Source organism: Streptomyces sp. NPDC002076 (assembly GCF_053593835.1).
The window spans coordinates 131,337-154,560 of sequence record NZ_JBSFDI010000020.1 but is presented as its reverse complement, the minus strand read 5'-3'; the positions used below and the strand labels follow the sequence as shown (position 1 = coordinate 154,560).

Sequence of the window (23,224 nt, the reverse complement as noted above, 5' to 3'; positions counted from 1 at the left end):
TCGGGTCACGGTTCAGGCGGTGTCACTCTTCCGGCATCGGCGGGGAAAGCCTCATCCATTACGGCGAGGTGGACATGCGCCGGCCCTTCCAAGTTCAACATCGTCACCTCCGGAAATCCCCTCGCCAGCTCTCAGTGCGGTGACGGAATCGCCGTGTTCACAGCCGAGATACCGCACGCCAAAATGCACGAACTGACGTGGAAGTTCTCAGCACCCGATTCGGTGATCTGGCGGATCGTCGTCACTCAACCACCCGGGCACTAGGAACAAGCGCATCGGCGCCCGGTAAGTCCGGTATATTCCGGCCGAGCTACGCGAGCGTGGGCCACGCTCGTTAACGGGAAGGTCGATGCAGACGGGAACCGCCGAGAGAAGGACGCGCTGTCCGTGGCGACCAGGCGGGACAAGCTCAGATCAATACATCTACTCTAGAACCCGGCTGCACTGACGTCTGGACCATCCGGCTCGGCACCAGCCGCAGCCCGTTCTTCATCCCGGCCAGCTACCGTCTGCAGATCACCGTCATCTATGGGCTAACACCGGCTACCGGCACAATGGGCCCAGACGCGTTGCCGAACGGGCAGGGCACCGAACCCACTCGCCGACGGGTCTTCTCCAACACCACCTCCCTCACAGTGCCCCTCAAGGCTGCTCTGTGGAAGGTCATGTCCGGTGGCGCCCTCGGCGGTGCGGTGGGAAGGCGCGCCTGGTAGACCCAGCGGCCCGCCGCTGTTGGATAGTCCGATAAGAGTCACTGATCAGTTGAAAGCCGTATAGAGTCCCCTCTGCACTTGTTCGACTCAAAAGGGGGGGTCCCTTTGCGTGCTCGTCTTGCCGCCTCGGCTGTGGCTGTCGCCGTGGCCGGCGTCTTCTTCAGCGCACCGGCCGCGTCTGCGGTGACGTTGCCGTCCACCAACACCGCCCACCACTGCGTCCGCCACACCACGGGCGTGTGTGGCTGGACGCACCACCAAAAGCCCAAGGACAAGTACGAGACCGCGAAGTGCGTGGATGCCACGCTGTCCTACTCACGGCACTCGCAGGGCACTTGCTCCCACCACCATGGCGTCCGCTACTGGTTCAAGTAGGCAGCCGCCCACGCGCTGCGTGACACGAGGGCCCTGACCGGCGGTCAGGGCCCTCTCGTGGCCGACTACACCTCGTTGAAGCCACGCGAGGCGTCGTAGATGTCAGCCTCGATGATGACCACGAAGAAGCTCGTCACGACGTAGTGGACCATTACGTGGTCCTCCCAGGCCGCGCGCGTAACAGTGTCGGTCGTGTAGGCAAGGTGACTGTCGGCGCCTTCAGGCTCGGCTGCGATCCTGTCGACGAGCCGCAGGAACTTCTCCCGATCTGCGGTCGGCATGTAGTCCCGGAACCGCACCACCTGCTCGGTGAACTGCACGCGCCTCTTCATCGGGGCAGGATTCCATGGACACGGCGCAGGCACCTGCACGGAATATCAGTCGAGACCCGCCCGCCTGCAGATCGTGCGGGGAACCACCGTGGACCCTGGTGATCGTCCACGACCACTTCGTGTCGGAGTAACGGAGAACCGGCCCCCTGCGCTGCAAGCAATGAGGCGTGCTCCCGCTCCGGAAGGGCGAGATGGCCAGCAGGGCGGTTTTTCGCAATCGTTACGTTTGTTGGGCTATAAAGTCGCTGTAAACCCCTGTGGTTGGGGGAGGGCACGGGAGTAGCGTTCCGGCGCTCGGCAGTAGGAGATCAAGTGCGGCCGTAGGGGCGGCTGCCACTTACGCCGAAGAAGCCGGAGACAGTCCATGCGTGTGTATTCCGCACGGCGCAGATCGCGTCGCGGGACGGAGGGTGGTGGGCGGTCGGCGTTCGCCGTCGTCGCCGCCGCACTTCTGATAGCGGGGACGGGACCCGTCGCCGCATACGGAGTGGACAGCAACTCGGGAACCGGACGCCATGACGTGGCGGGCGAGGAGTCCCATGAACTGATGGAGTCCCTCGACTCGTTCAACGAGCCGAGGCTCTCGCCCAGTGGGCAGATCGCGCCGGGTGCGTACGCCGGCGCCTGGGCGCACATCAAGAACATGCCGGTCGCGTCGGGCAGTTGGAGCGAGGTCACCACCTCGCCGTACAACGAGGACGCACTGCACTACCGCGACCGGTCCGCCTCCAACTCCGGGGGTGGCGCGGGGCATTCGGCCGGTCGTATCGCCGCCCTGGCCACCGATCCGACGCATCAGGGGGTCGTGTACGCGGGTGCCGCGGGCGGGGGTGTGTTCCGGTCCGCCGACAACGGCAAGACCTGGACGCCGATCGCCGACCGGCTGCCCGCCCTGTCCGTGGGCGCCCTCGCGGTCGCGCCCGACGGCTCGCTGTGGCTGGCCACCGGTGAGGCGACCACCGCCTCCGACAACTACCTCGGCAGCGGCGTCTACCGGCTCGCCGACCCGGTCAGCGGCAGCTTCAGCGAGAGCGACAAGGTGGGCGGCACCGAGCTGGACAGCAGCTCCGTCCACACCCTGACCTTCGACAAGGCCGCCGGTTACGTCTTCGCGGCCTCCTCGCACGGCGTCTTCCGGCGCCCGCTGTCGGCCGGGCAGGACGCCGCCTGGTCCAAGGTTCTCGCCCCGTGCGCGGGCGTCGGCATCAGCGGCGTGGGCTGCGGGGTGGACAGCCACTACGCGGACATCGCCAACGACATCGCCGTACAGCCCGGCAGCGACGGCAAGAAGCTGCTGGCCAACGTGGCCTGGCGCAGCGGCGCCGACTACAACGGCTTCTACTACTCCGACGACGCCGGCACCACCTGGAAGCGGTCCAACCCGACCGGCGCGATCAACCCCGCCGAGATCGGCAACGCCGCCTTCGCCTACGCGGCCGACGGCAGCAAGCTGTACGTCTCGATGGAGTCCCCCAAACTCCTCAGCAAGACGTCCGGCTCCGGCGTGTACTCGGTGCTCGCCGGCGTGTACGTCAGCCGGAGCGGCAACGCCAGCGGCTCGTTCCAGCAGATCGCGACCTCCTCGTCGCTGTCGTCGAGCGGTTCCGCGATGAAGATCAACGCGATCGGCTCCGGCTACCAGCCCGGCTCCCAGGCCTGGTACGACCAGGTCATCGCGGTGGACCCGAACGACCCGAACCACGTCTACCTGGGCCTTGAGGAGATGTTCGAGTCCCGGGACGGCGGCGCCACCTGGAAGGCGATCGGCCGGTACTGGAACTTCGGCATGAAGTGCTTCTCGTACGACCCGGCCGCGAACTCCTGCGACGGCGACGTGATGCACTCCGACCAGCACGCCCTCGCCTTCTCGCAGTGGAAGGGCAGCACGCCGGAGGTGTTCGTCGGCAATGACGGCGGTGCCTATGCCCGTCCGACCGCGCAGACGACCGCCGGCTGGCGCAACCTCAACGAGTCCGGCACCCTGCGCGACCTGCAGTACTACTCGGTGCGCGCGGGCAGGATGACCGACGGCAGCGGCGACGCCGTCTGGGGCGGCCTGCAGGACAACGGCGTCTCGCTGCTCGCGCCCAAGGGCGCCACGTACCAGGGACAGCAGCTCAACCCCGACGGCGAGATGGTCTCCCCGTTCGGCGGTGACGGCGGCGACCAGCTGGTCAACCCGGACAACGGCTGCCAGACGGTCGGCGAGTACGTCGACCTCGCGCTGCAGATCACGAACAACTGCGGCTACACCGCGAGCGACGACGGCTCCGAAGATGTCATCACCGACATCGCACCCGGCGACCCGGGCGCCCGCTTCATCGCCCCGTTCAGCGCGGACGAGACCGACCCGAACGGCCTGTGGGTCGCGGGCGGCCAGTACGTCTGGGGCAACACCAGGACCTGGAACAGCACCTCCGGCGCCGACTGGACCAAGCTGTACGACCTGGGCGCCGGCCACTCCGCCTCGGCGGTCGCCAGCCGCGACCATGTGACGTGGGCGGCCTGGTGCGGGCCCTGCTCGAAGGTCGACGGCACCTTCGGGCGCGGTATCGCCACCAACTACGGCGGCACCTGGCACCAGGTGAGCCTGCCCGCCGCCTTCCCCAACCGCTACATCTCCGGTCTGGCCATCGACCCGTCCGACGCCTCCGGCAAGACGGTCTACGCGGTGATCAACGGCTTCTCGCGGCACTGGAACGAGGGCCCCGGCGCCGGCTACGGCCACGTCTGGAAGACCACCGACGGCGGCATGACCTGGACGGACGTCAGCGGTGACCCCGCGGCCTCGGACTCCTTCCCGGACGCCCCGGCCAACTCGGCGCTGATCACCAGCAAGGGCACCCTCGTGGTCGCCACCGACCTGGGCGTCTTCACCAGCACCTCGGCGGGCCACTGGGCGCGCCTGGGCACGAACCTGCCCACCTCGCCGGCGGTCTACCTCTCGCCGAGCCCGGACGGCAGCCAGGTGTACGTGGCCACGCACGGCCGCGGCATCTGGAAGACCCGGACGCCGTAACACCGGCGACAGCGCGGGGCCCCGGACCGCTCGGTCCGGGGCCCCTTGCTGCGACTGGCCCACCGAGCGGCGCCCGCTGACGGCCGGCAGGCCGGCGGGCCGTCCGGTCAGGCGCTCAGCACGCCCGTGGCGAGCAGGCCCAGCAGACCCACGCCGATGACGATCCGGTAGATCACGAAGGCGTTGAAGGAGTGCTTGGCGACGAACTTCAGCAGCCAGGCGATGGAGGCGTAGGCGACCACGAAGGAGACGGCGGTGCCCACGGCGAGCGGGACGACGCCGACTCCGGCGCCCACGGCGTCCTTCAGCTCGTACAGGCCCGCGCCGGTCAGGGCCGGGATGCCGAGGAAGAACGACAGCCGCGTGGCGGCTACGCGGTCGAGGTCCAGGACGAGCGCGGTGGACATGGTGGCGCCGGAGCGGGAGAAGCCAGGAAAGAGCAGGGCGAGGATCTGGGAGCAGCCGACCCACATCGCGTCCTTGAAGGTCGTGTCGTCCTCGCCGCGCTTGTGCCGGCCCATCTGGTCGGCCGCCCACATCACGGCCGAGCCGACGATCAGCGAGCCGGCCACCACCCACAGCGAGCCCAGCGGGCCCTCGACCAGCTTCTTGGCGGCCAGGCCGACCACGACGATCGGGATGGTGGCGTAGATGACCCACCAGGCGAACTTGTAGTCGTGGTGGTGGCGCTCCTCACGGTTGCGCAGTCCGCGCCCCCAGGCGGAGACGATCCGCACGATGTCCTTGAAGAAGTAGAACAGCACGGCGGCGATGGCACCGACCTGGATGACGGCGGTGAAGCCGACGACCGAGGTGTCCTCGACCGGGATGCTCATCAGCCCCTCGGCAATCTTCAGATGGCCGGTCGAGGAGACGGGCAGGAACTCGGTCACCCCCTCGACGATGCCGAGAACAACGGCCTGACCGAGGCTTATGGCGCTCATCGGGGTCCTTTCGTGGCTCGCCGTCCCCGCCGTCCGCCGTCCCGCCTGTCCCCGGGCCGGGGACACATGGCACACTCGGACGACGGCAGCATTTACACGGCCGTAGAAGTTCTACACGACTGTAGAAGATCAGCGGGAGAACGACAAACCCATGGGCGCCCACACACAGGGACGCGGCCCGAAGCGGGCCAACGGAGTGCGCGAGGCCGAACTCCTCGGCCTGCTGCAGCGGGCCGAGGGCGCGCTGACCCCCGGGGAGGTCGCCGAGCGGCTCGGGGGCGAGCTGACGTACAGCAGCGTGGTCACGATCCTCACCCGTATGCACACCAAGGGCCTGCTCGGCCGCACTCCCCGCGGCCGGGCCTACGCCTACGCCCCTGTCACCGACGACGCCGGGCTCGCCGCCCGCCGGATGCGCACCGTCCTGGAGGAGCGGCCCGACCGCGAGGCCGTCCTCGCCCGGTTCGCCGACGAACTGTCCGACACGGACGCCGAGTTGCTGCGCCAGCTGCTCGGCCCCGACCAGCACCCCGGCCAGTAGGACCGGCAGGACCGGCAGGAACAGGAAGGGGCCGCTCGGAATGCATGTCGCCGTCTATCTGCCGCTGCTGCTGTCGCTCATCGCCCCGCTCGGCGCCCGCCCGCTGGCCGAACGCTGCGAACCCCGCCTCGCCACCTGGCTGCTCACCGCCTCGTCCCTGGTGCTGGGCGCGGCGAGCACGATATCCCTGGGTCTGCTGACCGTGGCCGGACTGATCCGTGTCCCGCAACTCGCCGCCCTGGGCCACTGGTCGGCCGGCACCGCACAGCACGACGCCCCCGCCGCGCTGTCCGTCTCGCTGATCGCCGGGCTGCTGCTCGGCGGCGCGGTGCTCATGGCGGCACGGATGCTGTGGCGCCGGGCCCGTTCACTGGCCGCCGCCGCGTGGGATGCCGCCTGCATGCCCGCCCGGGACGGTCTGGTCGTCGTCCCCGACGACGCCCCCGACGCCTTCGCCATCCCCGGACTGCCCGGCCGGGTCGTCGTCTCCACCGGCATGCTGCACAGCCTGGAGGAGTCCGAGCACGACATCCTGCTCGCCCATGAGCGCGCCCATCTGACCGCCCACCACTACGCCTTCATCGCGCTCGCCCAACTCGGCGCCGCCGCCAACCCGTTCCTGCGCCCCTTCGCCACCGCGGTCACCTACACCATCGAGCGCTGGGCCGACGAGAACGCGGCCGCCTCGACCGGTGACCGCAGGCGGGTCGCCCGCACCGTCGGCAAGGCGGCCCTCGCCGCGCACCGCACCCCCGCGCTCGCCCGGATCGCCGGTGCGGCCCTCGGCTTCCTCGGCCGCCGCAGCCCCCTCGCCAAGGCCGGGCCGGTCCCCCGCCGCGTCGCCGCGCTGCTGGCTCCGCCGCTGGGCCGCCACCCCGCCCTTACGGCGGCGACGGCGGCGGTCCTGACGGCGGCGACGCTGGCCACGGCGGAGGCGGCCCATGACTTCCATCTGCTGCTGCGGACGGTTGGCGTGTCCTGACGGCCGGCTCATGCGGTGCGGGCCGTTTGCGGCGCAGCGCCGTCGGAGCGACGCGGGGACGGTCACAGCGGACACCATGGCGCAGGTCACGCGTCCACGGCGCTCCCCGGGCACTCCAGGCGTCCACGGCGCTCCCCGGGCACTCCAGATGACGGGCACAGCCACTGAGCACCGTCGAGCCACCTCCCCCCCCCCGGTTCGGCCCGCTTCCCGCGTGCCCGGCCGTACGCCCCAGTAGGGTGGAGCCGTGATCCTCGCGCAGCCCGCCGCCGACACGGCCGGGGCCCGCATCCGCCAGGCGGTGCGGGCCTCCGTTCTGGTCGCCGTGCTGCTCGGGCTGTTCCTCATGCACGGTGGCCCGGCCGCGGCCGCGGGCGGCTGCCACGGGGCCATGCAGACCCCCGACACCGCCGTCATGGGATCGGCATCCGCCCCGATGGCTGCGCCCACGCACGAGATGCGCTCGGCACCCGCGACGCCGGCCGTGCACCCCGCCGACCACGTCGAAGCGGCGGGCGACAGGGCCACCGCGCCCACGCACGAGATGCGCTCGGCACCCGTGACGCCGGCCGTGCGCGACGGCGGCCACCCCGCCGCCACGGCCGCCAAGGCGGCCACTCCGCGCGTGGACGAGGCCATGCGGGGTGCGTTGTGCCTGGCCACGACGCCCCGGTCCGGGATCCCGGCGCCTGCGCTCGCGGCGGCCGCCCTCGTGTTCCCGGCCGCCGTCCTGCTGCCGTGCGCCCGGCCCGGTTCCGACGGCACCCGTCGCCGGGGTCCACCGGCCGGCGGGCGCCGACTCCTGCTCCAGGTGTGCATCGCGCGGACGTGACGAGACCCCCGGGATCCGGCTCGTCGCCGCGGTCCCGCACGGCTCTCCCACGTTCGGCCGCGCCGCCTCACGGCGCCCGCCTGGAAAGACACATTTATGACCCAGCGTTTCCGCACATCCCGCCGCGCCCTCGCCGCGGCCGCCGCCACCGCGGCCCTCACCCTGACCCTCTCCGCCTGCGGCTCGGACTCCGGTTCCGGCCACGCGTCCGGCATGGACCACAGCGCCACGCCGTCCCCGTCGGCGTCGGACGACGGCATGGCGTCGATGCCCGGCATGGAGCCCGTGTCCGCGGGCAACGGCCTGGCCGCCGCGAAGGACGGCTACAAGATGGCCTCCACGGCCGCCACCGTCCCCGCCGGCAAGGCGAGCGCGTACCGCTTCGCCATCACCGGCCCGGACGGCAAGCCGGTCACCGGGTTCGCCGTCGACCAGACCAAGCGGATGCACTTCTACGCCATCCGCTCCGACCTCACCGGCTTCCAGCACCTGCACCCCACCATGGCCGCGGACGGCACCTGGAGCGCGCCGCTGGCCACGCTGCAGCCGGGCACCTGGCGGCTGTACGCCTCCTTCGTCCCTGACGGCGGCGCCGGCAAGGGCAAGGACTTCGTCCTCAGCCGCACCGTGAAGGTGTCCGGCATGGCGATGCCCGACCCCCTGCCGAAGGCGTCCGGCACCGCCACCGTCGACGGTTACACCGTGACGGTGAAGGGCGATCCGATGGCGGGCATGGCACACCAGCTGACCGCCACCGTCACCAAGGACGGCAAGCCGGTCACCGACCTCCAGCCGTACCTCGGCACCTACGCCCACCTGACCGCGTTCCACCAGGGCGACCTCGCCTTCGCCCACCTCCACCCGGAGACCGGGGTCGACGGCGACCACGGCGGGCCGACGCTGAGCTTCCACGCCCAGTTCCCCCAGTCCGGAAACTGGCGGATGTTCCTCCAGTTCCAAACCGGCGGCAGGCTGCACACCGCGTCACTCACCCTGCGCGTCGGCTGACCGAGCACGGCAACCGACCGAAGGGCGCCTTGGCCACCGGCGGTGGTCAAGGCGCCCTTCGGCGGCTCAGGTGCGTCAGTGCCCGCTGATCGCGAGTTCGTAGTCACCGATCAGATCGCCCAGCAGCGTTCCGGCCGTCAGGTCGCTGGTGACGTGACCGGCCATGTAGAGGCGGGAGTAGAGGACCTGGGCCCGCATCCACTCGTACTCCCCGGCCCGGTGCGGGGAGAGGGCGCTGAGGAAGGTGACGGCCGCGGCGGAACGCGCCGCGTGCCGGGAGGGGTAGGAGTACGGGCCCTTGGCGCCGGGCTTGATCTGCTTGTCCGGGCGCAGGGTCGGGTCCAGGACGAACGGGGCCGGCTGCTTGTCCTTGGCGGCCAGCTGGTCGCTGATCGTCTTGGCCAGCGTCAGGGCCGCCTTGAGCTCGGCCTTCTCCGCGGTGCCCTTCGTGGCGGGGACGAGTTCGTTCTGGTCGTGGAGGTAGAGCTTCCAGACGTCCTTCTTGCCGTTGAGCTCCAGCCAGGTGGCCGCCTTCTTCCCGGCGGCCGTACGGGTCTTGGCGAGGGCCTGGACCTGGTGGAGTTCGGCGGTGCGCTGCTTCACGGTGGGGGGTGCGGGGATCTGCGCGGCGGCCCAGGCGGCGAACGCCTTGTCGTCGCGGGTGGTGCCGTGCGCCTTCCGCCACTGGGCGAAGAGGGCGTCGGCCTTCGTCCGCTGGTCGGCGGCCAGCTTGCCGATCGGCGCGATCTCGGCGTCCTTGAAGAGAGCCGGGGGCGGGCTCTGCTTGATGCGGTCGGTCGCCGAGAGCTTCAGGCCGGGGAATCCGGCGGCGGCCAGCTGCGGTCGCAGCAGACCGAAGGAGGCGGCGGTCACGGCGAGCACCGCGATGACGGCGTACGGCCATTTGATGCCGCGCAGGACGTTCATGCGGCGGAGGTCCTTTCGAGGAGCGGTGCGGGGTGCGGCTCGGCGGTGAGAGCGGTGAAGTGGGCGCGGGCGAGCCGGCGTACGTCGTTGTCGGGCAGGCCGGGGGTGAGCAGGGACCGGCCGACGATGTACTTGCTCAGGGAGACGGGCCGGGCGCCCAGGCGCAGCAGGAGCCGGTCGGCGGGGGCGGGCCGGGTGCCGCCCTTGGTCTCCACGAGGACGTGCCCCGGGTCGAGGGCGGCGGTGCGGTCGCCGTGGTGGCAGGTGAGGCCGCCGTCGAGGGTGACGCGCGTGCCGTGGTCCAGGTCGGCGAGGGCCGCGCGGACATAGCGGATCTCGGCGGCCGGGGACAGGGCCGCGGTGGTGACGGGGATGTCCGCCGCGCGCAGTACCCCGTCGACGAACCCGGTGGCGGAGCCGTCCAGTCGCCCGTAGGCGTGATGGGGGATCCTCAGGGCGTGCTTGACGGTGGCCCCGCGGCCGTCCTTCGTCTTCACCTCCACCCGGCACAGTCCGTCCTCCGCGTACAGGCGGGTGCGGACCTTCCAGCGCCGGCGGCGGCCCTGGACGTGGGCCCGCCAGGCGCCCAGCTGCTCGGTGTCGAAGTAGGTGCTGAGGTAGCCGGTCGTACGACGGCCGGCCAGGTCGAGGACGTGGTGGCTGTCGGCGAGCCGGGCGACGAGGTCGCGGGCGCGGTCGAGGGGGACCAGGTACTTGCGGTCTGTGCGGTGCTGCAGCGCCGCCGCCGCGTCGACCTCGGCGAGCGTGGCACCGCGCAGTGCGGTGAGGCCGAGGTCCGCCGCGAGGGAGGAGCTCATGCGACGGTCACCGGCTCGCGCGGCTCGGTGTCCTGGGCAGGGGCCGCCTCGCCCGCTGCGACGGGGTAGTGGGCGGAGACCCGGGTGGTCTCGCGGACGTAGTCGACCTCGTCGACCTCGACCGACAGCGGAGCCCGGCCGAAGCGGAAGGCGACGTCCTGGGAGATCAGGGCGGGGTCGTCGTAGATCCGGTCCAGGGTCAGCTTCACCGTGCGGGTCGGCGGCTGGTAGGCGCGGGGGTCGTCCACCAGCAGGACCGCCAGCAGCACCACCGCGTCCAGCGCGATCACGAGCCAGCTGTCGCGCTGCGGAAGTCCGGTGCACAGGGCGATGACCAGGGCCACGAAGGTGTAGGCGACATCCCGCAGGGTGAAGGCGGCGCTGCGCAGCCGGACCAGGGAGAGGATGCCGAACAGTCCGAAGCCCACCCCGGCGGGGAACTTGCCCGCGCTGATGGTGCTCATCGCCGCGAACAGGCCGATGTTCAGCGCGGCCAGGACCAGCGGCATCGCCGGTACGCTGGGCCGGCGCCGGTACAGCCAGCCGACCAGGACCAGCAGGGCGACGACGTCGAGGCCGCCACGCGTGAGAAGGTCGAGGGGGGCGATGTGGTGGGTGATGCCCTTGGCGGCGAGCACCAGTGCGTCCATGACTGTCCCTTCCGTCCCGGCACGTCGGACGGCGGACCGGTCGCGGTCCGCGGAGCACCGCGACGTGAAGGAAGGTAGGGATGTCACATGAACAGACCATGAAGGCTTCCGGGCATCCGGAGCCGGGAGCTCCGGCGGTTAGCCTGACCGACATGCGCTACCTGGTCGTCGACGACGAGACCCGCCTCACCGACCTCGTCGTCCGCTACCTCACCGAGTCCGGACACACCGCCGAGGGCCGTTACGACGGTCCCTCCGGGCTGGCCGCCGCCCGTGACCCCCGCCTGGACGGGGTCCTGCTGGATGTGATGCTGCCCGGGATGGACGGGGTCGAGGTGTGCCGGACGCTGCGCGGCGAGGGCGTCGACGTGCCGGTGATACTGCTGACGGCGCGCGGCGCGATCAGCGAACGGGTCACCGGTCTCGACGCGGGCGCCGACGACTACGTGGTCAAGCCGTTCGCCCTGGAGGAGCTGCTGGCGCGACTGCGGGCGATCTCCCGGCGCCGCCCCGACGGCTCGGGCCGCCTGAAGGTCGGCGACCTCGTCCTCGATCCCGAGCAGCAGCGGGCCTGGCGGGCGGACACCGAACTCGACCTGTCCCGGCGGGAGTTCGACGTTCTGCGGGTGCTGATGGCGAACGCCGGATGCCTGGTGACCCGGTTGCAGCTGCTCGACGAGGTCTGGGACGGCGAGACCGACCTGCGCAGCAACGCCATCGACGTGCACGTCTCCAAGGTGCGCGCGAAGGTCGACCGGGCCTTCGACCGTACGACGATCACGACCCTGCGCGGACGCGGCTACCGCCTGGAGACCGCCCCGTGACCCAGCCGGGCGGGCTGCGCGCGTGGTGCGAGCGGCTGCCCTCCCGGTTGCGCGCGTGGTTCGGCCGGCTGCCCGTCGTCACCCGGCTCGTGCTGGCCGTCGCCGTCACCATGTCCCTCGTGCTGACCGGTACGGCCTGGCTGGTCTACTGGCGGGTGCAGAGCGCCCTCGACCGTCAGCTCCACGACGACCTGGCCACGTACCAGCACAGCCTCGACCGGGCCGTCCGCGCCGGCACCGCGCCGCCACCGGGCCCGGGCGGCAGCCTCTACCAGGTCCTCGACAGCCGAGGCCGGGTCGTCGCCGCCGACGACACCGTGGGCGACCGGTCGCTGCTCACGGGCGCCGAGCTCCGGGCGGCCGGGCACGGGCGCGCGGTACGCCGTGACGTCGGCTCGCTGCTGCCGATCACCCCGGACACGCTGCGCCTGCAGGCCGAGCGGGTCCGGGCCGGCGGGGCTACGCGGGTCGTCGTCGCCGCCGTCCGCCGCGGCCATCGCGACGAGGCCCTGCGGGAACTCCTCGCCCAGCTCGCCCTCGCCTCCGGACTGACCCTGATCGCCGCCTCGTACGTCGGCTACCGCACCGCCCGCGCCGCACTGCGCCCCGTCGAGCGCTACCGCACCGCTGCCGCCGCCCTCGCCGACGGCGGGCCGAACCTGCGCCTGGACGTGCCCGCCGACCGCGACGACGAGATCACCCGGCTCGGGCACACCCTCAACCGCATGCTCGACCGTCTGGAGGCGTCCGCCGTCCGCGAGCGCCGCTTCGTCGCGGACGCCAGCCATGAGCTGCGCACCCCGCTGTCCCTGCTGCGGGCCGAGGTCGACGTGGCACTGCACCGCCCCCGCTCGGCCGAGGAACTCAACCAGACCCTGCGCTCCGTGGACGCGGAGGTCCAGCGCCTGATCGACCTCTCCAACGCCCTGCTGGACCTGGAGGAACTCGGCAGCACCGGCCACATCACCCGGGCACCGGTACGGCTCGCCGACCTGGTCGACACCGCCGTGGCCCCGCATCTGCGCACCGCCGAACGCGCCGGACGCGGCGTTTCCGCCGACGCGGCGGACACCGTCGTCGACGTCGACGCCCGCTGGCTGGTGCCCGCGATCGGCAACCTCGTCGCCAACGCGCTGCGGCACGGCGACGGCGCCGTCCGTGTGGCGGCCATCGTCCACGAGGGCCGGCTGCGGCTGTCCGTCACGGACGAGGGGCCGGGCTTCCCACCCGGGTTTCTGCCCCGGGCCTTCGACCGTTTCGCCCGCGCGGAGGCCAGCCGGACGAGCGAGGGATCGGGGCTGGGGCTCGCGTTCGTGCAGGCGGTGGCCGTGGCTCATGGGGGTGGGGTGCGGGCGGAGAACTCTCCGGGTGGGGCGGCGGTCACCGTCGATGTGCCTTGCTGACAGGGCCGTCGGGCGGGTGCGGCGCCGTCGTGGGGCGCTGCCCCTCAGCCCCTTCGGATGAACGCCACCAACGCCCCCGCCGCCACGAGAATCCCCAGCGCGCCGAAGCCGTGGCTCAGGCCGGCACCGGAGGCGACCGCCGCCACCAGCAACGGGCCGCCCGCGTCGCCCAGTTCACGCCCGAGTTCCGCCGCGCCCATGGTCTGCCCCAGCCGTTCCCGGGGAGTCGAAGACGCCAGTGCGGCGAAGCCGAGCGGGGTGATCAGGCCCGTGCCGGTGCCGATGAGGGCGGCGGCCGGGAGGAGGCCGGTGAGGCCGGGCAGCATGGCGCAGGCCAGACCGGCGGCGGTGATCGCGAGTCCCGCGGCGAGACCTGTACGGGTCGTCAGGCGTCCCTCGTCCAGGGCCCGTCCCGCACGTGGCTGGACCACGGCCGCGCAGGCGGCGAGCAGCGACACGGCGGCCCCGGTGGCCACCGTGCCCAGCCCTGCGGCGCGACCGGAGACCGGCAGGAAGCCCACCCCGGCCGAGAGGGCCGCGGTCGCGGCGGCGAGCGCGGCGGTCGGGGCGAGGAAGACCGGGTCGGCGAGCCGCCGGGCGAGGTCCAGCACCGTCTGCCGGGCCTTCGGCAGCGGGGGTACGACGGGAACGGCGAGCGCGCCCCAGACGGCGACCGCCGCGCCCAGCGCCGCCAGGACGGCGAACAGCAGCCACAGCCCGCCCGCCCAGACCAGGACACCACCGAGCAGCGGGCCGAGCGTGTAGCCGATGGACTTGTAGAAGCCGTAACTGCCGAAGGCGCGGCCGTGCCCCGCGGCCGGGTTGAGCCGGGCCACCAGTGCGGACGCGGACGGCGAGAACGCGGAGGCCGCGGCCCCCTGGCCGAGCCGGGCCGCCCACAGCCAGCCGGGGCTGTCCGCCACGACGTACAGCGCGGACGCCGCCGCGAAGGCCACGAGCCCGCCGAGCAGCACCGGGCGGGCGTACGGTCGCCGAGCGGCGTGCGGAAGAGCCGGGCCGCACACCCGGAGTGCCCCGGCCGGACCGGGACGTACAGGGGTCCGGCCGGGAACGGATCGGAGGGCTCGGGGTCTTCGCCGTAGCGGAGTTCTGCCATGGGGTACCTCCCGAAAGGCAGTGCGCGAGGTTCTGGGATGCCCCGGACGCGGGGAGGCGGACCGGGGCGTGCCGTCGACGGTATGCCCGATTGCCTGGGGTACGGGGCGGTCCCTGACGTGACGCTGACGGCGATCCGGCCGGCCTTGACGGCACGCTGACGCCGCTGGTCAGAGGGCGGGGACGGGTCGTCAGAAGGGCGTCAGGAACCGGCATGCGCCCTGTTCGAGAGCCCGGGTGCGAGATGTGATGGAGGGGACTTTCCAAGGAGGAGCCGATGTCCGAGTACCGCCCGCCTTCGGCCACCCGGGTCGTGGTGGGAGTCAGTGGCTCGCTGGGCGGCGCGACCGCCCTGGGCCGCGCCGCGTACGAGGCCAGGAGCCGGGGGGCCGAGCTCTGGCCGGTGCTGGCCTGGGAGCCGCCGGAGGGGGACCTCGCCGCCCGCAGGTTCCCGTCCTCGGCGCACATGGCCGAGGAGTGGGAACGGCTGGCGCGCGAGCGGCTGGTCAAGGCCCTGCGTGAGGTGTTCGGCGGCACGCACACCGGGCTGCCGGGGCAGGCGCTCGTCGTACGGGGCGGCCCCGGGCCGGCGCTGGTGCGGACCGCCGACCGGGCCGACGACATCCTCGTCGTCGGCGCCGGCCGGCGGGGCCTGCTGCGCCGGGCGCTGTGGCCGTCGGTGAGCCGCTACTGCCTGGCCCACGCCACATGCCCCGTCCTCGCGGTGCCACCCTCGCCGCTGCAGGCGGAACTGGCGGCGGTGCATCGGCGCAACGTCTGGCCACGGCTGAACACCGGGCATGTGGAGCGGGAGTTGCACGCGGTGCCGCCGCAGGCGTGAGTGCCCGGGGTGGGTTTCGCTCACCCGCGCCGGCGGGGTGCCGCCGCGCCCCAAGGGGGCGCGGGGCTGTGTCGATGTGCGGCTCCGCCGCGTGGGCGCGACGAGCCCACGGCTAGCCGCGGTCGTCCGACAGGACAAGCCCCCCGGCCTGTTCGCGCTGCGGAGCAGTCGGCACGGCGAGCACCATGGTGAGCCCGCCGCCGGGCGTGTCCTCGGCGGCCAACGCTCCGCCCACCGCCTCCGCGAACCCCCGGGCGACGGCGAGGCCGAGTCCGACGCCGACCCCCCGCGGAGCGTCCCCGTACCGCTGGAAGGGTTCGAAGATACGGTTCTTGGCCTCGTCCGGAACCCCCGGCCCGCGGTCCACGACCCGCACCTCGACCCGGTCGGCGAGGGCGCTCGCGGAGACCAGGACCCGCTCCCCCGGCGGGCTGTACTTCACCGCGTTCTCGACGACGTTCGCCACCGCCCGCTCCAGCAGGCCCCGGTCGACGTACACCATCGGCAGCGTCTCGGGGATGTCCAGGTCCACGCTGTCCTCCGGCACCCCGCCGAGCGCCATCGGCACGACCTCGTCGAGGTCGGTCTCGCGGATGATGGGCACGACCGTGCCGGTCTGCAGGCGGGACATGTCCAGGAGGTTGCCGACCAGGTGGTCGAGCCGGTCCGCGCCCTCCTCGATGGCCTGCAGCAACTCCGCCCGGTCCTGGTCGGACCACTCGACGTCGTCCGACCTGAGCGAAGTCACCGCCGCCTTGATACCGGCCAGCGGGGTGCGCAGGTCGTGGCTGACGGCGGCGAGCAGCGCGGTCCGTATCCGGTTGCCCTCGGCCAGCTCCTTGGCCCGGTCGGCCTCGCTCTGCAGTCGCTGGCGGTCCAGGACCACGGCGGCCTGCGCGGCGAACGCGGCCAGCACCCGGCGGTCGGCGGCGGGCAGCACCCGGCCGCGCAGCGACAGGGCCATGTGGTCGCCGACCGGTACGTCGACGTCCGCGTCCTCCGGGATCCGCGCGGGCTCGCGCCCCACGCTGCCGGCGCAGGTCCAGGGAGCGGTCTCGGCCGCCCGCTCCAGCAGGGCCACCGACTCCATGCCGAAGGTCTCGCGGACCCTCTCCAGCAGCGCCTCCAGGGTGGTCTCGCCGCGCAGGACGTTGCCCGCGAGGAAGGAGAGGATCTCCGACTCGGCGCGCAGCCGGGCCGCCTGGTGGGTGCGCCGGGCGGCGAGGTCCACCACCGAGGCCACGGACACGGCCACTGCGACGAAGATCGCGATGGCGACGATGTTCTTCGGGTCGGCGATCGTCAGCGTGTGGACGGGCGGGGTGAAGTACCAGTTGAGCAGGAGGGAGCCCACGACCGCGGAGGCCAGCGCCGGGAACAGGCCGCCCAGCAGGGCCGCCGCCACCGTCAGCGTCAGGTACAGCAGCATGTCGTTGGCGAGACCGACGTCCGGGACGGCGCTGGTGAGCAGCCAGGTGAGCAGGGCCGGGCCCAGCACGCCCACGGCCCAGCCCCAGATGACCCTGGAGCGGCCCAGGCGGGCGCCGCGCGCCACCGGCAGTCCGCGTCCCTTGCCCGCCTCGTCGTGCGTGATGAGGTGGACGTCGAGGTCGGGGCCGGACTCGCGGGCGACGGTCGCGCCGACGCCGGGCCCGAAGACGTACTGCCAGCTCCTGCGCCGGGAGACGCCGAGGACGATCTGCGTGGCGTTGACGCCGCGCGCGAAGTCCAGCAGGGCGGCCGGTATGTCGTCGCCGACCACGTGGTGGAAGGTGCCGCCGAGGTCCTCCACGAGGGTGCGCTGGTCGGCGAGTTCCTTCGGGGAGGCCGAGGTCAGCCCGTCACTGCGGGAGATGTAGACGGCCAGCACCTCGCCGCCGGCGCCCTTCTCCGCGAGCCGCGCGGCACGCCGGATCAGGGTGCGCCCCTCGGGTCCGCCGGTCAGGCCGACCACGATCCGCTCCCGTGAGCCCCAGATGGCCGACACCCGGTGCTCGCGGCGGTACTCGTTCAGGTACTCATCCACCCGGTCGGCCACCCACAGCAGCGCCAACTCGCGCAGCGCGGTGAGGTTTCCGGGGCGGAAGTAGTTGGACAGGGCCGCATCGACCTTGTCGGGCTTGTAGATGTTGCCGTGCGCCATGCGGCGCCGCAGGGCCTGCGGGGACATGTCGACCAGCTCGATCTGGTCCGCGCGGCGTACGACCTCGTCCGGGACGGTCTCCTGCTGCCGCACCCCGGTGATCGACTCGACGACGTCGCCCAGCGACTCCAGGTGCTGGATGTTGACGGTCGAGATCACGTCGATCCCGGCGGCCAGCAGCTCCTCCACGTCCTGCCAGCGCTTGGCGTTGCGCGAGCCGGGGATGTTGGTGTGGGGCAGTTCGTCCACGAGCGCCACCTGGGGGCGGCGCGCGAGGACGGCGTCCACGTCCATCTCGGTGAAGACGCCGCCCCGGTAGGTGAGTTCCCTGCGCGGCACCTGCTCCAGGCCGTGCAGCATCACCTCGGTGCGCGGCCGGTGATGGTGTTCGACGAAGGCGACCACGCAGTCGGTGCCCCGCTCGATCCGGCGGTGTGCCTCCGACAGCATCGCGTAGGTCTTGCCGACGCCGGGTGCCGCGCCGAGGTAGATCCGGAGCCTGCCACGTGCCATGTCATCCCTCGAAGCGGTAGCCCATGCCGGGCTCGGTGATCAGATAGCGGGGCCGGGCGGGATCCGACTCCAGTTTCCTGCGGAGTTGGGCCATGTAGACCCGCAGATAGTTGGTCTTGTTGCTCTGCGAGACGCCCCAGACCTCCTGGAGCAGCTGTTTCTGCGTGATCAGGCGGCCGGGGTTGGTCACCAGGATCTCCAGCAGGTGCCATTCGGTCGGGGTCAGCCGTACGTCCCTGCCGTCCCGTACGGCCTTCTTGGCGAGCAGGTCCAGGGTGAAGTGCTCCGTCTCGACCAGCGTCGTCTCGGGGATCAGCGGGGTGTCCTCGGTCCGGCGGACGGCGGCCCGCAGCCGGGCGAGCAGCTCGTCCATGCTGAACGGCTTGGTGATGTAGTCGTCCGCACCCGCGTCGAGGGCGGCCACCTTCTCGTCGGACGCCTGCCGGGCGGACAGCACCAGGATCGGCACCCGGCTCCAGCCCCGTATGCCCTTGATGATGTCGACGCCGTCCATGTCGGGCAGACCGAGGTCCAGCAGCACCACGTCGGGCTGGCGCGCGGCGGCGAGCCGGAGGGCCGTGGCGCCGTCGGGAGCGGCGTCCACGCCGTAGTGACGTGCCTGCAAGTTGATGACGAGGGCCCGAACGAGCTGCGGGTCGTCCTCCACCACGAGCACCCGGGTCATGGGTGTGCCTCTCCTGTCATGCCTGCGGGAGCCGGCGGCCCGGGATGTCTCCCGGGTCGCCGACTCCCGGCGCGAATCGCGCAAGGCGGTCACTTCTTCGCCGCGAGGTCCTTGAGCGCGATGTTGAGTTCGAGGACGTTCACCCGGGGCTCGCCGATGAAGCCCAGGGTGCGGCCCTGGGTGTGGTCCTTCACCAGCTTCTCCACCGCGGCGACGGGCAGGCCGTTCTTCGCGGCGACCCGGTGCACCTGGAGTTCGGCGTACTCCGGGGAGATGGCCGGGTCCAGCCCGGAGCCGGAGGAGGTGACGGCGTCGGCGGGGACGTCGGACGGCTTCACCGTGTAGCCAGGGACCGAGTTGTCCTTGATCACGGCCGCCTTGGCGTCCCCGACCTGCTTGATCAGCACCTTGCTGTCGGCGGACAGGTTGGTGGCGCCCGACAGGATCAGCTTGTACCGCGTGTTGACGCTGTTGCTGCCGAGCCCGTTCGCGGGACGGCCCTGGAACCACTTCAGGTCCGGGTCCGGGGTGTCCTGGCCCTTCTTCAGCGGCAGGTTGTACGACTGCCCGATCAGCGACGAGCCGACCACCCGGCCGTCCGCCTTGATCTCCGAGCCGTTCGCCTTGTTGCTGAACACTGCCTGGGCGATGCCGGTGACGACCAGCGGGTAGATCACGCCGGTCACCAGGGTCAGCACGAGGAGGGCCCGCAGGCCCGCCCCGAGCAACCGGGCGGTGTTCGTAACGGAGTTGTTCATGGCGATCAGCCGATTCCAGGGATGAGGGAGATGAGCATGTCGATGATCTTGATGCCGATGAACGGGGCGATCAGGCCGCCGATGCCGTAGATCCCGAGGTTGCGCCGCAGCATCTTGTCGGCGCTCATCGGCCGGTACCGCACGCCCTTCAGGGACAGCGGCACCAGCGCGACGATGATCAGCGCGTTGAAGACGACGGCCGACAGGATCGCGGAGTTCGGCGAGGACAGGTGCATGATGTTCAGCTTGTCCAGGCCCGGGTAGACCGCCGCGAACAGCGCCGGGATGATCGCGAAGTACTTCGCGACGTCGTTGGCGATGGAGAACGTCGTCAGCGCACCGCGCGTGATCAGCAACTGCTTGCCGATCTCCACGATCTCGATCAGCTTGGTCGGGTTGGAGTCGAGGTCGACCATGTTGCCGGCCTCCTTGGCGGCCGACGTACCGGTGTTCATCGCCACGCCGACGTCCGCCTGGGCGAGCGCGGGCGCGTCGTTGGTGCCGTCACCGGTCATCGCGACCAGCTTGCCGCCGGCCTGCTCCCGCTTGATCAGGGCCATCTTGTCCTCGGGAGTCGCCTCGGCGAGGAAGTCGTCGACGCCCGCCTCCTCGGCGATCGCCTTCGCGGTCAGCGGGTTGTCACCCGTGATCATGACGGTCCTGATGCCCATGCGGCGCAGTTCCTCGAACCGCTCCCGCATGCCGTCCTTGACGACGTCCTTGAGGTGGATGACACCCAGCACGCGGGCGCCCTTGTCGTCGTGCACGGCGACCAGCAGCGGGGTGCCGCCGGCCTCGGAGATCCGGTTGGCCATGCCGTCGGCGTCCTCGGCGACCGTGCCGCCCTGCGCCTCGACCCAGGCGATGACCGAGGCGGTGGCGCCCTTGCGGATCTTCCGGCCGTCGACGTCCACACCCGACATACGGGTCTGGGCGGTGAACTCGATCCACTCGGCGCCGGCCAGCTCGCCCTGGTGCCGCTCGCGCAGCCCGTACCTCTCCTTGGCCAGGACGACGATCGAGCGGCCCTCGGGCGTCTCGTCCGCGAGGGAGGACAGCTGGGCCGCGTCCGCGACCTCCGCCTCGGTGGTGCCCTTGACCGGCACGAACTCGGCCGCCTGCCGGTTGCCGAGGGTGATGGTGCCGGTCTTGTCCAGCAGCAGGGTGGAGACGTCCCCGGCGGCCTCGACCGCACGGCCCGACATGGCGAGCACATTGCGCTGCACCAGCCGGTCCATGCCCGCGATGCCGATCGCGGACAGCAGGGCGCCGATCGTGGTCGGGATCAGACAGACCAGCAGGGCCACCAGCACGACCATGGTCAGGTGCGTGCCCGCGTAGTTCGCGAACGGCGGCAGCGTGGCACAGGCCAGCAGGAAGACGATGGTCAGCGAGGCGAGCAGGATGTTCAGCGCGATCTCGTTGGGCGTCTTCTGCCGGGCGGCGCCCTCGACCAGGTTGATCATCCGGTCGATGAACGTCTCGCCGGGCTTCGTCGTGATCTTGATGACGATCCGGTCGGACAGCACCTTCGTACCGCCCGTGACGGCGCTGCGGTCACCGCCGGACTCCCGGATGACCGGGGCGGACTCGCCGGTGATCGCCGACTCGTCGACCGAGGCGACACCCTCGACGACGTCACCGTCACCGGGGATGACGTCACCGGCCTCGCAGACCACCAGGTCGCCGATGGTCAGCGCGGTGCCGGGGACCTGCTCCTCGGAGCCGTCCGCGAGCAGCCGGCGGGCGACCGTGTCGGTCTTGGCCTTGCGCAGGGTGTCCGCCTGCGCCTTGCCGCGGCCCTCTGCGACCGCCTCCGCCAGGTTGGCGAAGATCACCGTCAGCCACAGCCAGGCGCTGATGGTCCAGCCGAACCAGTCGCCCGGGTGCTGGAAGGAGAAGACGGTGGTCAGGACGGAGCCGATCCAGACCACGAACATCACGGGCGACTTGACCATCACCCGCGGGTCGAGCTTGCGGCAGGCTTCCGGCAGGGACCTGACGAGCTGCTTGGGGTCGAAGAGGCCCGCTCCGACACGGCCCTCGGTGGGCTTGTGCCCGGTCGGCGCGTCCTGGTGGGGCGCAAGGGTGGGAGTGGACATGGAGTCCTCGTGCTTCTGGATGTCGGTCGTCATGACGCCAGCCCCTCGGCCAGCGGGCCCAGCGCCAGGGCCGGGAAGTACGTCAGACCGGTGATGATCAGGATCGCGCCCACCAGCAGGCCGGTGAACAGCGGCTTCTCGGTACGCAGGGTGCCCGCGGTGACCGGCACCGGCTTCTGCTCGGCGAGCGAGCCGGCCAGCGCCAGCACGAACACCATCGGCAGGAAGCGGCCCAGCAGCATCGCGAGCCCGGTCATGGTGTTGAACCAGTCGGTGTTCGCGTTCAGACCGGCGAAGGCCGAACCGTTGTTGTTCGCCGCCGAGGTGAACGCGTACAGGACCTCGGAGAACCCGTGCGCGCCCGAGTTGAGCATCGAGTGCGGCGGGGTCGGCAGGGCCATCGAGGCGGCCGTGAACACCAGCACCAGGGCGGGGGTGATGAGGATGTAGCAGGCGGCGAGCTTCATCTCGCGGCCGCCGATCTTCTTGCCCAGGTACTCGGGCGTACGGCCGACCATGAGGCCCGCGATGAACACCGCGATGACCGCCATGATCAGGATGCCGTAGAGGCCGGAGCCGGTACCGCCGGGCGTGATCTCGCCCAGCATCATGCTCAGCATGGTGATGCCGCCGCCGAGCCCGGTGAAGGAGGAGTGGAAGGAGTCCACCGCACCGGTCGAGGTCAGCGTCGTCGCCACCGCGAAGATCGACGAGCCGCCGACGCCGAAGCGGACCTCCTTGCCCTCCATCGCCCCGCCCGCGGCCTGGAGCGCCGGACCGTGGTGGGCGAACTCGGTCCACATCATCAGGGCGGTGAAGCCCAGCCAGATGGTGAACATCGTGGCGAGGATGGCGTAACCCTGCTTCACGTTGCCGACCAACACACCGAACGTGCGGGTCAGCGAGAACGGGATCACCAGGAGCAGGAAGATCTCGAAGAGGTTCGTGAACGGGGTGGGGTTCTCGAAGGGATGGGCCGAGTTGGCGTTGAAATAACCGCCACCGTTGGTGCCGAACTCCTTGATCGCCTCCTGGGAGGCGACCGCGCCGCCGTTCCACTGCTGCGAGCCGCCCATGAACTGACCGACCTCGTGAATACCGGAGAAGTTCTGGATGGCGCCGCAGGCGACCAGGATCACCGCGGCGATCGCGGCACCCGGCACCAGGATGCGCAGCGTGCCGCGCACCAGGTCGGACCAGAAGTTGCCCAGCTCACCGGTGCGCGAGCGCGCGAAACCACGCACCAGCGCCACCGCGACCGCGATACCCACCGCGGCGGAGACGAAGTTCTGCACGGTCAGACCGACGGTCTGCACGACGTGACCCATGGTCTGCTCGCCGTAGTACGACTGCCAGTTGGTGTTGGTCACGAACGACACGGCCGTGTTGAACGACTGCGCAGGGTTGACCGAGGAGAAGTGCATCGAGCCGGGCAGCACGCCCTGCAGCCGCTGCAGCAAGTAGAGGAACAGGACGCTGACGGCGGAGAAGGCCAGCACCCCGCGCAGATAGGCGGGCCAGGTCATCTCGGCGTCGGGGTTGGCACCGATGGCCTTGTAGACCCACTTCTCCACACGCAGGTGCTTGTTGGAGGAGTAGACCCGGGCCATGTAGGTGCCGAGCGGGATGTAGGCGAGTGCCAGCGCGCCTATCAGGGCGAGCAGCTGGAGCACGCCGGCGAGTACGGGACTCACGTGT

General features: G+C 71.4%; 20 protein-coding genes and 1 pseudogene. 9 read left to right on the top strand and 12 right to left on the bottom strand.

What is annotated here, in order from left to right; genetic code table 11:
- Positions 1–818: 818 nt before the first annotated feature.
- On the top strand, positions 819–1,088 hold the full coding sequence (locus tag ACWCQS_RS34250) for a DUF3761 domain-containing protein (RefSeq protein ID WP_451008067.1): 270 nt from the start codon (positions 819–821) through the stop codon (positions 1,086–1,088).
- 65 nt (positions 1,089–1,153) lie between these two features.
- Here ACWCQS_RS34250 and ACWCQS_RS34245 read toward each other — a convergent pair whose 3' ends face one another.
- Positions 1,154–1,420, bottom strand: a complete 267-nt coding sequence (locus ACWCQS_RS34245; RefSeq protein WP_451008066.1) for a hypothetical protein — start codon at positions 1,418–1,420, stop codon at positions 1,154–1,156.
- 364 nt (positions 1,421–1,784) lie between these two features.
- On the opposite strand from ACWCQS_RS34245, the gene ACWCQS_RS34240 reads away from it, so the two are divergent.
- Positions 1,785–4,439 (top strand): WD40/YVTN/BNR-like repeat-containing protein, encoded by a 2,655-nt coding sequence (locus ACWCQS_RS34240; protein ID WP_451008065.1) that lies wholly within the window; start codon positions 1,785–1,787, stop codon positions 4,437–4,439.
- Positions 4,440–4,546: 107 nt separating this feature from the next.
- On the opposite strand, the gene ACWCQS_RS34235 is transcribed toward ACWCQS_RS34240, so the two are convergent.
- Entirely contained in the window at positions 4,547–5,383 is an 837-nt protein-coding gene (locus ACWCQS_RS34235) for an undecaprenyl-diphosphate phosphatase (protein ID WP_451008064.1), read from the bottom strand.
- A 151-nt stretch (positions 5,384–5,534) separates the two neighbouring features.
- Here ACWCQS_RS34235 and ACWCQS_RS34230 point away from each other — a divergent pair, with 151 nt between their 5' ends.
- The 4 genes from ACWCQS_RS34230 (at position 5,535) to ACWCQS_RS34215 (ending at position 8,746) form a co-directional block, all read left to right on the top strand.
- A complete protein-coding gene (locus ACWCQS_RS34230) occupies positions 5,535–5,924 on the top strand; it encodes a BlaI/MecI/CopY family transcriptional regulator (protein WP_388623551.1) in 390 nt (129 codons plus the stop codon).
- 40 nt (positions 5,925–5,964) lie between these two features.
- Positions 5,965–6,906, top strand: a complete 942-nt coding sequence (locus tag ACWCQS_RS34225; RefSeq protein WP_451008063.1) for a M56 family metallopeptidase — start codon at positions 5,965–5,967, stop codon at positions 6,904–6,906.
- Between the two features lie 247 nt (positions 6,907–7,153).
- Positions 7,154–7,738: a hypothetical protein gene (locus ACWCQS_RS34220; protein ID WP_451008062.1), complete on the top strand. Its 585-nt coding sequence runs from the start codon at positions 7,154–7,156 to the stop codon at positions 7,736–7,738.
- 96 nt (positions 7,739–7,834) lie between these two features.
- The gene (locus ACWCQS_RS34215) at positions 7,835–8,746 is read left to right on the top strand and encodes a hypothetical protein (RefSeq protein ID WP_451008061.1); all 912 of its coding nucleotides are present in this window, start codon (positions 7,835–7,837) and stop codon (positions 8,744–8,746) included.
- Between the two features lie 75 nt (positions 8,747–8,821).
- Here the strand turns inward: ACWCQS_RS34215 and ACWCQS_RS34210 are convergent, their stop codons facing one another.
- The 3 genes from ACWCQS_RS34210 to ACWCQS_RS34200 are packed head-to-tail and all read right to left on the bottom strand — an operon-like array spanning position 8,822 to position 11,141.
- Complete coding sequence (locus tag ACWCQS_RS34210; RefSeq protein ID WP_451008060.1) at positions 8,822–9,673, bottom strand: phosphatase PAP2 family protein; 852 nt, start codon at positions 9,671–9,673, stop codon at positions 8,822–8,824.
- Positions 9,670–10,491: a polyphosphate polymerase domain-containing protein gene (locus ACWCQS_RS34205; protein WP_451008059.1), complete on the bottom strand. Its 822-nt coding sequence runs from the start codon at positions 10,489–10,491 to the stop codon at positions 9,670–9,672. The genes ACWCQS_RS34210 and ACWCQS_RS34205 overlap by 4 nt, the downstream gene beginning before the upstream one ends.
- The gene (locus ACWCQS_RS34200) at positions 10,488–11,141 is read right to left on the bottom strand and encodes a DUF4956 domain-containing protein (protein ID WP_451008058.1); all 654 of its coding nucleotides are present in this window, start codon (positions 11,139–11,141) and stop codon (positions 10,488–10,490) included. Before ACWCQS_RS34200 ends, ACWCQS_RS34205 begins: the two co-directional genes overlap by 4 nt.
- A gap of 152 nt (positions 11,142–11,293) precedes the next feature.
- Between ACWCQS_RS34200 and ACWCQS_RS34195 the strand changes: the two genes are divergently transcribed.
- Together ACWCQS_RS34195 and ACWCQS_RS34190 are read left to right on the top strand one after the other, a co-directional pair.
- Positions 11,294–11,965, top strand: a complete 672-nt coding sequence (locus ACWCQS_RS34195; protein WP_451008057.1) for a response regulator transcription factor — start codon at positions 11,294–11,296, stop codon at positions 11,963–11,965.
- Positions 11,962–13,368, top strand: a complete 1,407-nt coding sequence (locus tag ACWCQS_RS34190) for a HAMP domain-containing sensor histidine kinase (protein ID WP_451008056.1) — start codon at positions 11,962–11,964, stop codon at positions 13,366–13,368. The genes ACWCQS_RS34195 and ACWCQS_RS34190 overlap by 4 nt, the downstream gene beginning before the upstream one ends.
- A gap of 44 nt (positions 13,369–13,412) precedes the next feature.
- Here the strand turns inward: ACWCQS_RS34190 and ACWCQS_RS34185 are convergent, their stop codons facing one another.
- Together ACWCQS_RS34185 and ACWCQS_RS34180 are read right to left on the bottom strand one after the other, a co-directional pair.
- Positions 13,413–14,342: an MFS transporter gene (locus ACWCQS_RS34185; protein ID WP_451008055.1), complete on the bottom strand. Its 930-nt coding sequence runs from the start codon at positions 14,340–14,342 to the stop codon at positions 13,413–13,415.
- Between the two features lie 8 nt (positions 14,343–14,350).
- Positions 14,351–14,485: pseudogene (locus ACWCQS_RS34180) on the bottom strand (SAV_915 family protein); the annotation flags it as partial.
- A 276-nt stretch (positions 14,486–14,761) separates the two neighbouring features.
- Between ACWCQS_RS34180 and ACWCQS_RS34175 the strand changes: the two are divergent.
- A complete protein-coding gene (locus ACWCQS_RS34175) occupies positions 14,762–15,325 on the top strand; it encodes a universal stress protein (protein WP_451008054.1) in 564 nt (187 codons plus the stop codon).
- A gap of 112 nt (positions 15,326–15,437) precedes the next feature.
- Here the strand turns inward: ACWCQS_RS34175 and ACWCQS_RS34170 are convergent, their stop codons facing one another.
- The 5 genes from ACWCQS_RS34170 to kdpA all read right to left on the bottom strand — a co-directional run bounded on the left by ACWCQS_RS34170 (position 15,438) and on the right by kdpA (position 23,220).
- Positions 15,438–17,981 carry a DUF4118 domain-containing protein gene (locus ACWCQS_RS34170; protein ID WP_451008053.1) on the bottom strand — a complete coding sequence of 848 codons (2,544 nt, stop codon included), beginning with the start codon at positions 17,979–17,981 and terminating at the stop codon, positions 15,438–15,440.
- 1 nt (position 17,982) lies between these two features.
- On the bottom strand, positions 17,983–18,666 hold the full coding sequence (locus ACWCQS_RS34165) for a response regulator (protein WP_451008052.1): 684 nt from the start codon (positions 18,664–18,666) through the stop codon (positions 17,983–17,985).
- 89 nt (positions 18,667–18,755) lie between these two features.
- Positions 18,756–19,424, bottom strand: coding sequence for a potassium-transporting ATPase subunit C (locus ACWCQS_RS34160; protein WP_451008051.1), 669 nt, complete (start codon positions 19,422–19,424; stop codon positions 18,756–18,758).
- 5 nt (positions 19,425–19,429) lie between these two features.
- Positions 19,430–21,559: a potassium-transporting ATPase subunit KdpB gene (gene kdpB, locus ACWCQS_RS34155; RefSeq protein WP_451008050.1), complete on the bottom strand. Its 2,130-nt coding sequence runs from the start codon at positions 21,557–21,559 to the stop codon at positions 19,430–19,432.
- Positions 21,556–23,220, bottom strand: a complete 1,665-nt coding sequence (gene kdpA, locus ACWCQS_RS34150) for a potassium-transporting ATPase subunit KdpA (protein ID WP_451008049.1) — start codon at positions 23,218–23,220, stop codon at positions 21,556–21,558. Before kdpA ends, kdpB begins: the two co-directional genes overlap by 4 nt.
- Positions 23,221–23,224: the final 4 nt, after the last annotated feature.

Excerpts from the sequence above, each read along its gene's own strand:
- ACWCQS_RS34230 (WP_388623551.1), top strand. The coding sequence starts at position 5,535 with ATGGGCGCCCACACACAGGGACGCGGCCCGAAGCGGGCCAACGGAGTG.
- kdpB (WP_451008050.1), bottom strand. The coding sequence starts at position 21,559 with ATGACGACCGACATCCAGAAGCACGAGGACTCCATGTCCACTCCCACC.
- ACWCQS_RS34165 (WP_451008052.1), bottom strand. The coding sequence starts at position 18,666 with ATGACCCGGGTGCTCGTGGTGGAGGACGACCCGCAGCTCGTTCGGGCC.
- ACWCQS_RS34175 (WP_451008054.1), top strand. The coding sequence starts at position 14,762 with ATGTCCGAGTACCGCCCGCCTTCGGCCACCCGGGTCGTGGTGGGAGTC.
- ACWCQS_RS34200 (WP_451008058.1), bottom strand. The coding sequence starts at position 11,141 with ATGGACGCACTGGTGCTCGCCGCCAAGGGCATCACCCACCACATCGCC.
- ACWCQS_RS34235 (WP_451008064.1), bottom strand. The coding sequence starts at position 5,383 with ATGAGCGCCATAAGCCTCGGTCAGGCCGTTGTTCTCGGCATCGTCGAG.
- ACWCQS_RS34240 (WP_451008065.1), top strand. The coding sequence starts at position 1,785 with ATGCGTGTGTATTCCGCACGGCGCAGATCGCGTCGCGGGACGGAGGGT.
- ACWCQS_RS34160 (WP_451008051.1), bottom strand. The coding sequence starts at position 19,424 with ATGAACAACTCCGTTACGAACACCGCCCGGTTGCTCGGGGCGGGCCTG.
- ACWCQS_RS34170 (WP_451008053.1), bottom strand. The coding sequence starts at position 17,981 with ATGGCACGTGGCAGGCTCCGGATCTACCTCGGCGCGGCACCCGGCGTC.
- ACWCQS_RS34215 (WP_451008061.1), top strand. The coding sequence starts at position 7,835 with ATGACCCAGCGTTTCCGCACATCCCGCCGCGCCCTCGCCGCGGCCGCC.
- ACWCQS_RS34225 (WP_451008063.1), top strand. The coding sequence starts at position 5,965 with ATGCATGTCGCCGTCTATCTGCCGCTGCTGCTGTCGCTCATCGCCCCG.
- ACWCQS_RS34245 (WP_451008066.1), bottom strand. The coding sequence starts at position 1,420 with ATGAAGAGGCGCGTGCAGTTCACCGAGCAGGTGGTGCGGTTCCGGGAC.
- ACWCQS_RS34205 (WP_451008059.1), bottom strand. The coding sequence starts at position 10,491 with ATGAGCTCCTCCCTCGCGGCGGACCTCGGCCTCACCGCACTGCGCGGT.
- ACWCQS_RS34195 (WP_451008057.1), top strand. The coding sequence starts at position 11,294 with ATGCGCTACCTGGTCGTCGACGACGAGACCCGCCTCACCGACCTCGTC.
- ACWCQS_RS34210 (WP_451008060.1), bottom strand. The coding sequence starts at position 9,673 with ATGAACGTCCTGCGCGGCATCAAATGGCCGTACGCCGTCATCGCGGTG.